Origin of the sequence: Streptomyces meridianus (assembly GCF_023703325.1) — a bacterium.
Classification (GTDB): Bacteria; Actinomycetota; Actinomycetes; order Streptomycetales; family Streptomycetaceae; genus Streptomyces; species Streptomyces meridianus.
In genome coordinates, this window is record NZ_JAMQGM010000037.1 from 141,765 (window position 1) to 156,176 (window position 14,412).

The window sequence follows — 14,412 nt, forward strand, 5'->3', positions numbered from 1 at the left end:
CTCCCACTCCCTCTTCACGAAAGCAGCTCCGCATCATGCGTCGCGTTCTGCTGCCCCTCCTCGGGGCGTTCCTCGCCGTCACCGGCCTGCTGTCTGCGGCCCCCGCTCAGCCCGCGCACGCCGCCGAGACACCCACCACCCACAGCTACGGCGGCCATGCCCGCCAGACCCTGGACGCCTACTGGACCCCCTCCACCGGGGCACCGAAGCCCGCGCTGATCCTCATCCACGGCGGCTACTGGTACGCCCAGACCGACTGGTCCACCCGCGCCCAGGACTTCGCCGACCAGGGCTTCCAGGTATTCGCCATCAAGTACCGGCTCAACTTCGAGGCCGCCTGGCCCGCCCAGCGCGACGACGTCGCCGCAGCCACCGCGTGGGTGCGACAGCACGCCGCCGAGTTCGATGCCGACCCCGAGCGGGTGGTCATGCTCGGTTCCTCGGCCGGCGGCCAGCTCGCCACGGACGCTGCGACCAACGGCACCAACGCCCTCGATCTCAAGGGCATCGTGGCGCTGTCCCCCGTCGCCTCTCCCTACCGGGCCTGGGTGGACGGCAACGCCTCCACCGAGTTCAAGCGACGCAAGGTCCGCGACAACGCCTCCATCCTGGCCCGCTGCTACCCCGACTCGACCGACACCAGCGAGGCCATGCACGCCTCCTGCTGGGGCACCTGGCGCTCCATGGTGTCCAAGAACTGGGCCAACGCCGGTGACGCCCCCATGTACCTGCTGCACTCCGAGGATGACTTCGTGCCGGCCACCCACTCCACCGACCTGGAGGCCACCGCCGAGAAGAACGGCGTCCCGGCCGGTGACATCACCACCCGCATCGTCACGGGGTCCGCGCACGGCGGCGCGCTGCTGAGCCAGGGCACCGAGTTCGACCGTATCGTCAGCTGGCTCAAGGCCAAGGCCTGACCGCCGTTTTCGCCCGTATCACCGTCCATCAGTGAGGAAGAACCTATGGGACGACATGCTCGCAGACCGTCCGCTCCACCTCCCGGGAAGGCCGCCAAGGGTGCCTGGCTGATCGCCGGCGCGGTCGCCGTCACCGGTCTCGCTGCCACCGGCGGTGCCGCGCACGCGGACACGCCCGGTGTGGAGCGCTCCGACTTCGACAACTCCGGCTCATCCGACCTGGTGGCCTCGGTTCCCGCCGCCTCGTCCTCCGCCGGCGCGGTCAGCGTGCTCCCCGGCGGCGCGAGCGGGCCGTCGGCCACCGGCCGCAAGATTCTCACTCAGAACTCCGGTTCCGTGCCGGGTAGTTCGGAGAAGGGTGACCGGTTCGGGGCCGCCACCGCCTCCGGCGACCTGGACGGTGACGGCAGGCTCGACCTGGTCGTGGGCGCGCCCGGCGAGGACGACACCTCCGGTACGACCGATCGCGGAGCGGTGACCATCCTGACCGGCAAGTCCGGTCTGACCGGCGGTACGTACTTCACCACCGGATCCCGCTGGGGCACGGCGCAGAAGGCCCGCCTGGGCACCGACGTGGAGGTCGGCGACATCAACGGCGACGGCCTCGACGACGCGATCGGCATCGGCCCGGGCACCGCCGGCAGCGCGCCGTGGGTGGTGTGGCGCGACAGCGCCACCGGTGCCACCCACTCCGGAGCGGTCGGCTACGACCCCGCCGTCGCGATCGACGGCGCCGTGGGCGACTTCAACGCCGACGGTCACGACGACCTCGCCGTCACCGTCGTCGACGTGTACGGCACCGCCAAGGTCTACGAACTCACCGGCAGCGCCTCGGGGTTCGAAGGCGGCTTCGGGGCAGCTGTCTCCGGCGGCCGCGCCGTGGACGCCGGAGACATCAACGGTGACGGCCACGACGACCTCGTCGTCGGCCAGCCCGTCGCTGCGGACGCGAACGGCCGGGCCGGAGGCCAGATCACCGTCAAACTCGGCAGCGCGGCCGGTCTGCAGGCCCAGGGTGGCACCCTCACCGTCCACCAGGCCACCACCGGAGTACCCGGCGCCGCCGAGGCCGGCGATGCGATGGGCACCGACGTCGCCCTGAGCGACCTGGACGGCGACGGCACCCTCGACATCGTGGCCGGCCTGCCCGGCGAGGACCTGACCGTCAGCGGCACCTCCCGCAAGAACGCCGGCGCCGCCCTGCTGCTCCGCCTCACCGGGAGCGCCGACGGCACGGGCGTGGCCCTCGCCTCCGCGCAGGCCCTCCAGCAGGGCCGGGACGGCATCGGCGGCGTCCCCGAGTCCGCCGACCGCTTCGGATCCGCCGTCGCCGCCGACGACTTCACCGGAACCGACGCCACCAGCCTGGTGATCGGCGCCGAGGGCGAGAACACCGGCGACGGAACCATGGTCCACCGCACCGCCGGCGGCACCGGCACCTATGTGGGCCGCTCGGTGGCCGGAACACCCGTGGACGGCGGCCTCGGCGGTGTACTCGCACCCTGACCGCGGGCCTTTCCAACCCGGTCCGGGCGCACGTCGCCCGGGCCGCTCTCCCCGCTCCGGGATTTCCTCGAGACGGGCCAGTACACCAGCAAGGCTGCGGCCGCGGCCCAGGACAGGACGCTGTCACTCAGCAACAAGGCGCAGGAGCCCAGCGTCGCGGTCGCGTGCGTCGAAACCCATCCGGTCGCCCAAGGGCGAGGTGGCGGCCGGTGAGAGCCAGTGCGCCCATGCCACCCACCTCGTCGGGGGATCGGGGCGCCGCACCCATGTCTGACTGTCGGATTCTGAGGAAGGACCCACGCCGTGTCACCAACGCTGTGGAGCAGGCGCCGGATACTGGCTGGTCTCGTCGGGGTGGCCGCCGCCCCTGGCCTGCCCTCCATCACCATGCTGACTGCAACTCCCGCCCGGGCCGCCGAGAACGGTACTGACGGCACCGGCAACGGCCTGCCCGACAGTGAACGCGGCCGGACCGTATGGGCGTACAAGACCGGTGGCCGTGCCGTGCGAGAAGCTGCGGCCGCAGCCCTCATCGGCGGCCCCGCCGCCATCACCGCGTTCCTCACGAGCGAACTGCCCGTCGCCAAGGCCGAAGACAACCGGTTCGCCATCCTCACCAGCCTCGGCGATGCCGGCCGTGCCGTGCGGACAGCGGCCGACGAAGCCCTGTCAGCGGGCGATGGAGCTGTTGCCGCTTACCTCGCCGGCGGCTTCAGCGCGGATGTCGTCGAAGATCTGCGCGTCGCCGTACTCACCGTCATGAACAACGGCGGGGCCGCCGTCCGGCGTGAGGCGTCTCTGGCCCTCGACGACGGCAGCGACGACGTCCTCAGGAAGTTCCTGGAAGAGGGGCAGTTCACCGCACAGGAGGAGGACGAACGGGTCGAGGTCTTCGCGATCCTGGCCGGCGCTTCACCAGAGGTGAAGAAGTACGCACAGCAGGCTCTGGACGACGGCAGTCCCAAAGCCATCCGCTGGTTCCTGACTTCCGGCCAGTACATCGCCCGCGCCCGTGACGAGGAGGCTGCGACGATCGACCAGCTCGTCGCGATCGTCGAGCGTGAGGGCACGCGCGCGAAGCTCAAGGCGGAGCAAGCCGTCGCCGCTTCCGACAAGGCGAAGGAAGCGGCGGAGAAGGCCAAGCAGGCAGCGCTGAAGGCGGCAGAGGAGGCCGGGGAGGCCAAGGAGGACGTGAAGAAGGCGGCAAGCGCGGCGAACGATGCCGCCGATGCCGCACGCGGCGCTGCTGCCGCAGCCACCACCGCCATCTCCGCCTCGCGCACCGCACAGGCGGCGTCCCACCGCGCGGCGACCGCTGCCCAAGCGGCTGCTGCCGCGGCGGCCACCGCCGGCAGGGCGGCGTCCCGGGCCTACAACGCGGCCATCGCCGCCTCCAAGGATGCCTCCAAGGCTGACGCCGCCCGCGTGGCTGCTCAGGGAGCAGAGGATGCCGCGAAGCGGGCCCGCACCGCGGCGAAAGCCGCCGACCAGGCCGCAATCGCCTCACAACAAGCCTCGGGCGCGGGTTCGGCAGCTGCCGCTGCCGCTCGCGACGCCGCCTCCGCCGCGAGCGCCGCCGCCGACGCAGCCGAGTCTGCTGGTGTCGCCCAGAGCCAGGCCGCCCGAGCCCGCGCGGCCGCCGCCGAAGCCGATCGTGCGGCAGCACGCGCCACTCGTGCGGCGGGCAGAGCACAAGGCCTTGCAAATCGGGCCGCCACGGCTGCCCGTGTCGCAAGAGATGCCGCCAACTCGGCCGCCGGCCATGCGGAGAAGGCCGCTCAGGCTGCCAGGACCGCGGCCGACGAGGCGGGTCAGGCGATCGAGTACGCGCAGCGGTCCACTGCGTACGCCAATGCCGCAGTCGAGGCCGCCGAGACCGCAGCGGCTGCAGTCAAGGAAGCGGAAGAGGTGGAGACGGCTGCGCGGTTGGCCGAAACCGAGCGCATCGACGAAGAGACCGAGACCGGCATCGAGGCGGCTCGTGTGATGGCCGAGGCCGAAGCCGATGCCATCGAGAAGGCCCAGAACCAGCGCACCCAGGAGGACAGGACCGCCTCGGCCATCAAGGATCTGATCGTCGTCGCCGAGGACGCCATGAAGGCGGGTAACACCGGAGAGGCTGTCGCCACTGGCCGCAAGGCAGCGGCGAAGCTGCTCACCGCCACCGGCTCATGGACACGGGAGGCCGCGGAGTTCGCCCTCGCCGGAACCGACGAGGACGTCCTCAACTGGATCGACACCGACCGGATCCTCGCCCAGGGGCAGGATGACCGGGAGACGGTCCTGACGGTCGCGAAGATGTCCACGGCCGCCGTCTCGCAGGCCGCGCACACCGCGCTCGCCAGTGAGGCCGAGGACGCCGTGCGAGAGTTTCTCGACCAGGGCGCACTCCGGGCCGGGGAGTCGGACAACCGGGTGCAGATCTTCGCCATCCTCAACGACGCACCCGGCACGGCGGTCAGGACGAAGGCCGAGGCCGCCATCGACGACGGCAGCCCCCAAGCCTTGCACCGCTTCCTCAAGGTCGAACTGGCCGAAGCGGTCAAGGAGGACGACAGGGTCGAAGTGCTCCGTCTGCTCGACTCCGGCGGCGCCTACATGAAGTCCGCGGCGGAGATCGTTCTGGAGGGTTCCTCCGCCATGCGGCGGAACTTCGTCATCCATGACCGACACGCTGTTGCGCGCCTCGACCACGACCACGCCACTCACGTCTCCGCCATCCGCGCGGCCATATCCCACGCCGCCCGGATCGCGGCCAACGCCCTCGAAGACGCTGCACGTGCCTCCAAGGCAGCTGCCGAAGCGCGCGACGCGGCCGAGGAGGCGTCCGCCTGGGCAGCCAAGGCGCAGGACTACGCGGACGATGCCGCGGCTTCGGCGAAGCAGGCCAAGGAGAGCGCTGACGCGGCCGACGCGTCCGCCGCCGCGGCGGCCCGGTCGGCGACGGACGCCGACAACGCGGCGATCACCGCTCGCGGAGCGGCCCGCAACGCCAACTACTCCATGCGGCAGGCCATGGTCTCCGCCGAGCAGGCAGTGAGTTACGCGGCAGAAGCACAGGCCTCCGCCTCCCGTGCACAAGCCTCAGCGATCGCGGCCGGTAAAGACGCCAAGGAAGCGGCCAAGGCGGCGAGTGACGCCCGCAAGGCCGTGGCCGACAAGCGCAGGGCCGAGGCCGAGGCCGCTGCCAAGAAGGCAGCCGAAGAGACCGAACAGCGGGCGGCGGAGGCCAAGAAGGAGGACCAGGACAAGCCCTGGTACGTCGACTGGGGTCTCTGGCCCGAGGACACCGGCAGCGATGCGGACTGGGCGAGTGTCACGGGGCACTGGAGCACGGTGTTCGGTACCGCGTCCGCTGTGATCGGTGCGGCCGCGCTGTTCCCCACACCGGCCTCGCCGGTCCTCGGCGCGATCTCCCTCGGCCTCGGCGCCGTTTCCTGGGGCCTGCAGGGTGTGAGCACCTACTTCACCGCCGAGGCGTACGGCACCGACAGCGCCAAGTTCAAGCAGGCTCTGGGCATCACGGTGATCGGTGGTCTCTTCCTGGGAAAGCAGGGGTTCTTCTTCCGGAGCGGCATCGGGAAGGCGATCGGCGGTGGGCTGTCCGATCTCGCCGAGGACGTGACGACATCGGTCATCGGCATACTTACCTGGTGACCTGACAGCCCCGGTTCGGGGGCAGGGAATACCCAGGGCGTGTTGTGAAAGTAGCGTCGTCCGCCCCTGGGGCGCCGCAAGCCAGACGGGACTTTCACAACATGCCCTGATGCCCTGCCCCCGTCACTCCTCCCTGCGGCGCACGTTCACACCCCACAAGCTCTTCGGAGCGAAAGGAAGTCGTACGAGAATGTCGGACATAACCCTGCTGCGCATCTTCGCCGTTGTTTCGGGCATAGCGCTCGGCGGCGCGATGGCGACCATGACCGCCAAGAAGAAGCGGAAGCTCGCAGCTGTGGTCGTCCCGCTCGTTGCGACCGCCGTCATGGTCGGGCAGTCGATCCTGCGCGGATACGATGAGGGAACGGCTCTGCGGCTGTACACGCTGGCCGTCCTCGACTTGGTGCTGATGAGGGTCGTCTTCAGCGGCTGGCTTCGGCGCCAGTCCGAACGGCAGACGGCAGGTCTGCCGCCTCAAGAGCCGAAGCTGCTGCATTTCCTCGTCTTCTTTCCCGTCTTCGTCGGCGGAGTTGTTCTGATCGCCTTCTGCCTGTCGCAGGTCGAATCGCTGCTCACCTGACCCTCGATTCGATGCTGGAGACGACCTCTCCCCTGAGGGCAGGGGGCGCCGATCGCACCCGGCGAGGAGGTGGGCGACGACGTGCCGCCGCTGACCGCCCCAAGGGGTGTTCGGCGGATCCGCCGCAGAAGATCCGCCGACCGTGTACCTTCCGGCCACGGGGGCCGGGGACCGGCCCCCGGTGATTGGGGGTGGGCCGTGGGCGTGCGGCTCGTGGTGGTCGACGACCACCGGCTGCTGGCCGAGGCGCTCGCTTCGGCGCTCAGACTGCGCGGGCACCGGGTGCTGGCCGCCGCCGCGCCGAGTTCCGGCGCGGCCGAACTCGTCGTCAACCGGGGACCCGAGGTCTGTCTGTGGGGCACGGCCGAGCCCGCGGCGCCGGGTGCGTTCGACGCCCTGGAGCGGATCAGGACCGAGCGGCCGCAGACCGCCGTCGTCGTCCTCGGGCCGGTCACCCAGGCGCGCGGCATCGCGTCGGCCTTCGCGGCCGGAGCGGTCGGCTACGTGCGCCACGACGAGCGCATCGAAGGCGTCGAGCGGGCGATCGTCCGGGCACGCGCCGGTGAGGCGGCCGTCGCCCCCGCCCTGCTCAAGGAGGCGTTCGCCGAGCTGCTGGACCCCGCGGACCAGCCCGACGACGAGGCCGCCCGGCTGCTCGGGGTGCTGACCCGGCGGGAGGTCGAGGTCCTGGTACGGGTCGCCGAGGGGGAGGATACCCGGTTGATCGCGGCCGGCATGGGCATCGCCTCCAGCACGGCCCGCACCCACGTGCAGCGCGTGCTGGTGAAACTGGGAGTGGGCTCCCGGCTGGAGGCCGCCGCCCTCGCGGCGCGCACCGGCCTGCTGGACCGGGCGGGCCGCCCGGGGGGCCCCGGTGCACCGATCGGCGGATCGGCGGGCCGTGCGGGGGCCTGAGACGGTACGGGCCCGTGCGGCCTGCTGCCGTCCCGGTGCGTACGCAGCGGCGCCGGGCATCGCGCTGCACCCGAGCTCTTCATCGTTCGACGCACTTGCCGCAAGCTGAAGTTTCTCGCAGGTTCCGAATCCGGCATGAATGTGTTCACCGACCACGTGCCGGCGTAGAACCGCGGCCGAACGACTGCGAGAGGTAACACGACGTGAGCACCATGGAGCGCGAGCCCGGGACGTCCCGGAAGTACCTGGTCACCGGCGGCGCCGGCTACATCGGCAGTGTGGTGGCGGCGCATCTTCTCGAAGCCGGGCACCGGGTGACCGTCCTCGACGACCTGTCGACCGGCCACCGGGAGGGCGTGCCGGCGGGAGCCGAGTTCGTCGAGGGCCGGGTCCAGGACGCCGGCAAGATCCTCGACGCCACCTTCGACGCCGTCCTGCACTTCGCCGCGTTCTCCCAGGTCGGCGAATCGGTGACCGACCCGGAGAAGTACTGGCGCAACAACGTCGGCGGCAGCGTCGAGCTGCTCGCGGCCATGCGGGAGGCCGAGGTGCGCACCCTCGTCTTCTCCTCCACGGCGGCCACCTACGGCGAGCCGGCCGAGACCCCGATCACGGAGGACACGGCGACCGCACCCACCAACCCGTACGGCGCCTCCAAGCTCGCTGTCGACCACATGATCGGCGGCGAGTGCGCCGCGCACGGTCTGGCCGCGGTCTCGCTGCGCTACTTCAACGTCGCCGGGGCCTACGGCGCATACGGCGAGCGGCACGACCCCGAGTCCCACCTCATCCCGCTCGTGCTCCAGGTGGCCCAGGGCCGGCGGGAGGCGATCTCCGTCTTCGGCGACGACTACCCGACCCCCGACGGCACCTGTGTCCGCGACTACATCCACGTCGCCGACCTGGCCGAGGCCCACCTGCTGGCCCTCGGCGCGGCCACGGCCGGTGAGCACCTCGTCTGCAACCTCGGCAACGGCAACGGTTTCTCGGTCCGCGAGGTGATCGAGACCGTCCGCGAGGTGACCGGCCACCCGGTGCCGGAGGTCGTCGCACCGCGTCGGGGCGGCGACCCCGCGGTCCTGGTGGCGTCCGCGGAGCGGGCCCGGGAGCGGCTCGGCTGGGTTCCGGCCCGCCCCCGGCTCGCGGACATCGTGGCCGACGCCTGGGACTTCGCCCGGCGGACCGGGGGGCGCGATTGACCGAGCCATGCCCGGTCACCCGGGCCGCCGGCGTCGCCGAGGCGTTCCGAGAGGTGTACGGCACCCGGCCGGAAGACGTGTGGTGCGCCGCCGGCCGGGTGAACCTCATCGGCCAAGGCTTGTTGTGAAAGTAGCGTCGTCCGCCCCTGGGGCGGGGCTTGCGGCGTCGGGTGCGTGCAGCCGCAAGGCGGAGAGTCGGCCTCGTAGCAGTTCGCCGGGGTGCCCTGCGGGATCACGGACCAGATGGCTTCGGCGTGCTGTGCCGGGGGGCATCTGCTCCACCTCTACGCCCGTGACCTCTCCCGGCGCCACGTGCCCTTCGATCTCGCCGGGCGGGGCCTGGGCCTCCTCGTCGTCGACGCCGGTGTCAGGCACGCGCTCGGGGACGGGGCGTACGCGAGGCAGCGCGCGAGCTGTGAGGCGGGGGCGCGTGCGCTGGGCGTGCGGGCCCTGCGGGACGTCGCACCGGAGCATCCGGACGATAGCCCTGGGGCGGCTCGCCGACTCTGTGGCGCGGGCCTGCGTCCGGCATGTGGTGACCGAGAACGGCAGGGTCGCCGAGGTCGCCGGACTGCTCCACGCCGGGGACGTCCGGGCCGTGGGACCGGTGCTGACCGCCGGGCACGCGTCGTTGCGCGACGACCTCAGGGTCTCCTGTGCCGAGCTCGATCCGGTGGTGGAGTCCGCGAACGCGGCCGGGGCGCCGGTAGCCCGGATGACCGGTGGGGGGTCGGCGGTTCGGCGATCGTCCTGGTCGAGGCGGGGTCGGCCGGCGAGGTCTCCTGGGCGGTCCGGGACGCGTTCGCCGGGGGCAGGACTGCGCGCCCTGCGGATCTCGTCCGTCGTCGCGGCGGGCGGCGCCCGGCGGCCGGCCTGAGCCCGGCATGCCTCCGGTGGAGCCGCCCGGGTGGTGCGGGGACGCAGTGGCGGCGCGGCGGCACCGACGGCCGTGGAGCCCGGGGAGCACGTCATGGTCGGCCGGGACTTCCCTACGGAACCGACGAGTCCACCAGTTTCGTCCATTGGCTTCCGATGTCGGACCGTCGTCGTACTCTGAGCAGGTGCCGGTGGGGGCCGGCATCGATCAGGGGGCGAGCCGGGTCCTTCTCCGCGGTCCGCGGGTGAGGGGGAGGCGCGACGTCATCGGAGGGCGGCGGACACGGCGCGGCGGCAGCCGCGGCCCGATCCGCGCCGCCGGGGGCTGCCGGGAAGGCGGCTGTCGTGCCCGCACCGTCGCACTACGGAGCTGGGGGTGGCTGTGACACGTATCCGAATCCTGGTGGTCGACGACCACCGCATCTTCGCCGAGTCGCTGGCGGCCGCGCTGGCCGCCGAGCCGGACGTGGACGTCGGTGTCGCCGGTAGCGCCCCGGGGGCGCTGCGCTGCCTGGAGCGGGCAGCCGCCGAGGGGCGCTCCTTCGACGTGCTGCTGGTCGACGCGGACCTGAGCGGTGTGCCGGTCGCGCGTGAGGGCGACGTGGGCGCCGCCGCCGACGGCCTGTCGCTGGTCGCCGGGGTCCGCACCGCCCGGCCGGAGCTGCACCTCGTGGTGCTCGCCGAGCGGGACGATCCGCAGCGCGCCGCCGCCGCCCTCCAGGCCGGCGCCGCCGGCTGGGTGGCGAAGGACTGCTCGCTGTCCCGGCTGCTGGCCGTCGTCCGGGGCGTACTGCGAGGAGAAACGCATCTTCCGCCTGCGCTGCTCACCGGTGTGCTGCGGGAGATGACCGTGGCGCGCCGGGCCCGCACCGAGAGCGAGTGCCTGGTCGACTCGCTGACCCCGCGCGAACTCGAGGTGCTGCGCTGCATGGTGGCCGGGCTGGGGCGCAAGGCGGTCGCCGAGCGGCTCTACCTGTCGCCGCACACGGTGCGCACGCACATGCAGAACGTCCTGGGCAAGCTCGGCGTCCATTCCACGCTGGCGGCGGTGGCGCTGGCCCGCCGGGCCGGTGTGGGGCCCGCGGAGGACGCGTCAGCCGGGCACGTTGTCGAACGGGGCGGTCAGCCTGCGTAGCAGTGCGGCAAGGTCCCCACGCTGGTCGGCCGACAGTTCGATGAGGATCGCCCGCTCCTGCGCGAGGAGGCCGGCCAGGGCGTGGTCGGCGCGGTCCCGTCCGGCGGGGGTGAGCCGTACCAGGACGCCTCGCCGGTCGCTGGGGTCCGGCAGTCGCTCGACGAGGCCCTTCTTGGCGAGCCGGTCGATCCGGTTGGTCATCGTGCCGGAGGTGACCAGCGTCTGCGTCAGTAGCTGCCCCGGCGACAGCTGGTACGGCGAACCGGCCCGCCGCAGGGCGGTCAGCACGTCGAACTCCCAGGGCTCCAGGCCGTGTTCCGAGAAGGCGATGCGTCTTGCCCGGTCGAGGTGGCGGGCGAGACGGCTGACCCGGCTCAGCACTTCGAGTGGTTCCACGTCGAGGTCCGGGCGCTCCCGGCGCCATGCCGCGACCAGTCGATCGACCTCGTCCTCCATGACGATCAGTGTAGTAGGTCTGTCGACGTGAAGTCTCTTGACGTCAAGAGATAATTCGGTCACCCTATGGGCAGCGTCGGCGCAGAACTCCGTTCCAGCGTCATATGACGGCACCCGCAAGGAGGCTGCACGCACATGCCCGTACCCACCTGGGATCCCCAGCAGTATCTGCGCCACACCAGCCATCGCATCAGGCCCTTCCACGACCTCGTGGCCCGGATACCGGAGCTGCCGGCGCACGACAGGCCCGCCCGGATAGCCGACCTGGGCTGCGGTCCCGGGAACGTCACGGCCCTGCTCGCCGAACGCTGGCCGGATGCCCGTATCACCGGGTTGGACAACTCCCCGGAGATGCTCGCCAAAGCCTCCGAGCTGGCCGGCCCCACCCCCGGCGGGGGCCACCTGGAGTTCCGGCACGGTGACGCCCGGAACTGGGTTCCCGAGGAGAGTTACGACCTCATCGTCTCCAACGCCGCCCTGCAGTGGGTGCGCGGGCACGACGCCTCGTTCCCGGACTGGATCTCGGCCCTGACCCCGGGCGGCACCTTCGCCTTACAGATCCCCGGCAACTTCACCTCGCCCAGCCACGCCCTCCTCGGCGAGCTCTGCGACTCACCCCAGTGGCGCGAGCGCCTCCACGACCGCGGTCGCCGGTTCGTCCACATCCTGCAGCCCGCCGACTACCTCGAGCGGCTGGTGGAACTCGGCTGCGAAGCCGATGTGTGGGAGACCACCTACGTCCAGCTCCTCGCCGGTGAGGACGCCGTGCTCGAGTGGGTCAAGGGCACGGCTCTGCGCCCGGTCCTCACCGCCCTCGCCGACGATCCCGCTGCCCGTGAGGAATTCGTCGCCCAGTACCGCGAACTACTGGGCAAGGCCTATCCCACCAGCCCCCACGGCACCGTCTTCCCCTTCCGGAGGATCTTCGCCGTGGCCAGAAAGGCAGAACGGTGATCACCGCACTCGACCATGTGCAGCTGGCTGCGCCGGCCGGCAACGAGGACCGCCTGCGGGCCTTCTACACCGGTGCGCTCGGCATGACGGAAATCCCCAAGCCCCCGCCCCTGGCCGCCCGCGGCGGTTGCTGGTTCGGCCACGGAAAAGTCCAGCTCCACCTCGGGGTCGAGGCGGATTTCCGGCCCGCGCGCAAGGCCCACCCCGGCCTGCGGGTCACCGGTATCGACGCCCTCGCCGCCCGTCTGGAGGAGCACGGCGCCCCCGTCGTCTGGGACGAGGACCTCCCCGGACACCGGCGGTTCTTCTCCGAGGACCCGGTGGGCAACCGACTGGAGTTCCTGGAACCCTGCTGAGACCCGTACGACGCAGCGGTCCCCCCGCGGACAGCGTCCGCGGGGGGACCACCGGCGGAGCGGGCAGCCGGATCAAGCCTTGCGGTGGCCGATCAGCCGCGGCTTGGCCTCCAGCCCGTCCAGACCGTGCCAGGCCAGGTTCACCAGATGCGCCGCCACCTCGGCCTTCTTCGGCTTCCGGGCGTCCAGCCACCACTGCCCGGTCAGCGCGACCATCCCCACCAGAGCCTGCGCGTACAACGGGGCCAGCTTGGCGTCGAAACCACGGGCCTTGAACTCCAGGCCCAGGATGTCCTCGACCTGTGTGGCGATGTCGCTGATCAGCGAGGCGAACGTGCCCGTCGACTGGGCCACCGGCGAATCGCGGACCAGGATCCGGAAGCCGTCCGTGTGCCTCTCGATGTAGTCGAGCAGCGCGAACGCAGCCTGTTCCAGCAGTTCCCGCGGATGCCCGGCGGTGAGCGCCCCCGTCACCATGTCGAGCAACTGTTGCGTCTCGCGGTCGACCACCACCGCGTAGAGCCCCTCCTTGCCGCCGAAGTGCTCGTAGACCACCGGCTTGGAGACCCCGGCCCTGGCCGCGATCTCCTCCACCGACGTGCCCTCGAACCCTCGAGCCGCGAACAGCGTGCGACCGATGTCCAGCAGCTGCTCCCGGCGCTCCTTGCCACTCATCCGGACCCGGCGTGCCCGACGGTTCACCGAGGCGGAGCCCCGCCCCTTGTCGCTGTTCTCGTCGATCGCCACGCGGTCAATCATGCCGCCTGTGCATCCTCCGCCTGACGACGGCCCTCGTTCTGCAGCCGGCCGGCGATGCGCTCGGCACTCGGCCACCGGACGTCGTACGCCCAGCCGAGCTTCTCGAACCAGCGGATGATGCGCGCGCTGGAGTCCAGCTGCCCGGGCATCACGCCGTGGCGGGCCGCAGTGGGATCGGCGTGGTGCAGGTTGTGCCAGGACTCTCCGCAGGACAGGATCGCCAGCCACCACACGTTGCCCGACTTGTCGCGGGACTTGAACGGCCGCTTGCCGACCGCGTGGCAGATCGAGTTGATCGACCAGGTCACGTGGTGCAGCAGCGCGACCCGCACCAGCGAACCCCAGAAGAACGCCGTCAGGGCACCCTGCCAGGACCAGGTCGCCAGTCCGCCCACCAGCGGCGGGATGCCGAGCGAGATCGTCGTCCAGAGCACGAACTGGCGCGAGATCCGGCGCAGCGCCGGATCCTTGACCAGGTCAGGAGCGTACTTCTGCTGCGGGGTCTGCTCCTCGTTGAACATCCAGCCGATGTGTGCCCACCACATGCCCTTCACCAGGGCCGGGAGCGTCTCGCCGAAGCGCCACGGCGAGTGGGGGTCGCCCTCGGCGTCGGAGAACTTGTGGTGCTTGCGGTGGTCGGCCACCCAGCGCACCAGCGGTCCCTCGACCGCCATCGAACCGGCCACGGCCAGCGCGATCCGTAGCGGCCGCTTCGCCTTGAAGGCGCCGTGGGTGAAGTACCGGTGGAAACCGATCGTGATGCCGTGGCAGCCCAGGAAGTACATGAAGACCATGAGGCCCAGGTCCAGCCAGCTCACCCCCCAGCCCCAGGCCAGGGGAACCGCCGCCACAAGCGCGACGAACGGGACCACGATGAACATCAGCAGCGCGATCTGCTCGGCCGATCCCTTCTTGTCGTCGCCCAGGGTGGCGGACTCCAACGGGGTGCCGGCCCTCTTCGGGGCGTCGTCAAGGACCGGGGGACTTGTGTTCATGGGGGGCGTTCCTTGTCGTACCGGGTACAGGGCCGGGTGCATGGCTACGGAACCGTAACCTACGGCATCGTAAGTATGGCAGGGCCCGGGGCCCAGGCAAGGGC

General features: G+C 71.4%; 13 protein-coding genes and 2 pseudogenes. 12 read left to right on the forward strand and 3 right to left on the reverse strand.

Annotated elements, in window-relative coordinates:
* Positions 1–35: 35 nt before the first annotated feature.
* From M1E25_RS17480 to M1E25_RS17525, 10 genes and pseudogenes are all read left to right on the forward strand, one after another.
* Positions 36–920, forward strand: a complete 885-nt coding sequence (locus M1E25_RS17480; RefSeq protein ID WP_251416569.1) for an alpha/beta hydrolase — start codon at positions 36–38, stop codon at positions 918–920.
* A 45-nt stretch (positions 921–965) separates the two neighbouring features.
* Positions 966–2,426, forward strand: coding sequence for an FG-GAP-like repeat-containing protein (locus M1E25_RS17485; protein ID WP_251416571.1), 1,461 nt, complete (start codon positions 966–968; stop codon positions 2,424–2,426).
* Between the two features lie 303 nt (positions 2,427–2,729).
* The gene (locus tag M1E25_RS17490) at positions 2,730–6,083 is read left to right on the forward strand and encodes an ALF repeat-containing protein (RefSeq protein ID WP_251416573.1); all 3,354 of its coding nucleotides are present in this window, start codon (positions 2,730–2,732) and stop codon (positions 6,081–6,083) included.
* A 190-nt stretch (positions 6,084–6,273) separates the two neighbouring features.
* Positions 6,274–6,663 (forward strand): hypothetical protein, encoded by a 390-nt coding sequence (locus tag M1E25_RS17495; RefSeq protein ID WP_251416575.1) that lies wholly within the window; start codon positions 6,274–6,276, stop codon positions 6,661–6,663.
* Between the two features lie 198 nt (positions 6,664–6,861).
* Positions 6,862–7,578 carry a LuxR C-terminal-related transcriptional regulator gene (locus M1E25_RS17500; RefSeq protein ID WP_251416577.1) on the forward strand — a complete coding sequence of 239 codons (717 nt, stop codon included), beginning with the start codon at positions 6,862–6,864 and terminating at the stop codon, positions 7,576–7,578.
* A 72-nt stretch (positions 7,579–7,650) separates the two neighbouring features.
* Positions 7,651–7,774: pseudogene (locus M1E25_RS17505) on the forward strand (galactose-1-phosphate uridylyltransferase); the annotation flags it as partial.
* A gap of 16 nt (positions 7,775–7,790) precedes the next feature.
* Positions 7,791–8,777, forward strand: a complete 987-nt coding sequence (gene galE, locus M1E25_RS17510) for a UDP-glucose 4-epimerase GalE (RefSeq protein ID WP_251416798.1) — start codon at positions 7,791–7,793, stop codon at positions 8,775–8,777.
* 53 nt (positions 8,778–8,830) lie between these two features.
* Positions 8,831–8,905, forward strand: a complete 75-nt coding sequence (locus M1E25_RS25795) for a galactokinase family protein (RefSeq protein WP_251416800.1) — start codon at positions 8,831–8,833, stop codon at positions 8,903–8,905.
* A gap of 82 nt (positions 8,906–8,987) precedes the next feature.
* Positions 8,988–9,638: pseudogene (locus tag M1E25_RS17520) on the forward strand (galactokinase); the annotation flags it as partial.
* Between the two features lie 397 nt (positions 9,639–10,035).
* On the forward strand, positions 10,036–10,788 hold the full coding sequence (locus M1E25_RS17525; protein ID WP_251416802.1) for a response regulator transcription factor: 753 nt from the start codon (positions 10,036–10,038) through the stop codon (positions 10,786–10,788).
* Here the strand turns inward: M1E25_RS17525 and M1E25_RS17530 are convergent.
* Entirely contained in the window at positions 10,747–11,244 is a 498-nt protein-coding gene (locus M1E25_RS17530) for a MarR family winged helix-turn-helix transcriptional regulator (RefSeq protein WP_251416579.1), read from the reverse strand. The two genes, M1E25_RS17525 and M1E25_RS17530, sit on opposite strands and share 42 nt — an antisense overlap.
* 135 nt (positions 11,245–11,379) lie before the next feature.
* Between M1E25_RS17530 and M1E25_RS17535 the strand changes: the two genes are divergently transcribed.
* Together M1E25_RS17535 and M1E25_RS17540 are read left to right on the forward strand one after the other, a co-directional pair.
* Positions 11,380–12,198: a trans-aconitate 2-methyltransferase gene (locus M1E25_RS17535; RefSeq protein ID WP_251416580.1), complete on the forward strand. Its 819-nt coding sequence runs from the start codon at positions 11,380–11,382 to the stop codon at positions 12,196–12,198.
* Entirely contained in the window at positions 12,195–12,554 is a 360-nt protein-coding gene (locus tag M1E25_RS17540) for a VOC family protein (RefSeq protein ID WP_251416582.1), read from the forward strand. Before M1E25_RS17535 ends, M1E25_RS17540 begins: the two co-directional genes overlap by 4 nt.
* Positions 12,555–12,626: 72 nt before the next feature.
* Here the strand turns inward: M1E25_RS17540 and M1E25_RS17545 are convergent, their stop codons facing one another.
* Entirely contained in the window at positions 12,627–13,313 is a 687-nt protein-coding gene (locus M1E25_RS17545) for a TetR/AcrR family transcriptional regulator (RefSeq protein ID WP_251416584.1), read from the reverse strand.
* Positions 13,310–14,308 carry an acyl-CoA desaturase gene (locus M1E25_RS17550; RefSeq protein ID WP_251416586.1) on the reverse strand — a complete coding sequence of 333 codons (999 nt, stop codon included), beginning with the start codon at positions 14,306–14,308 and terminating at the stop codon, positions 13,310–13,312. Before M1E25_RS17550 ends, M1E25_RS17545 begins: the two co-directional genes overlap by 4 nt.
* Between the last annotated feature and the right edge of the window lie 104 nt (positions 14,309–14,412).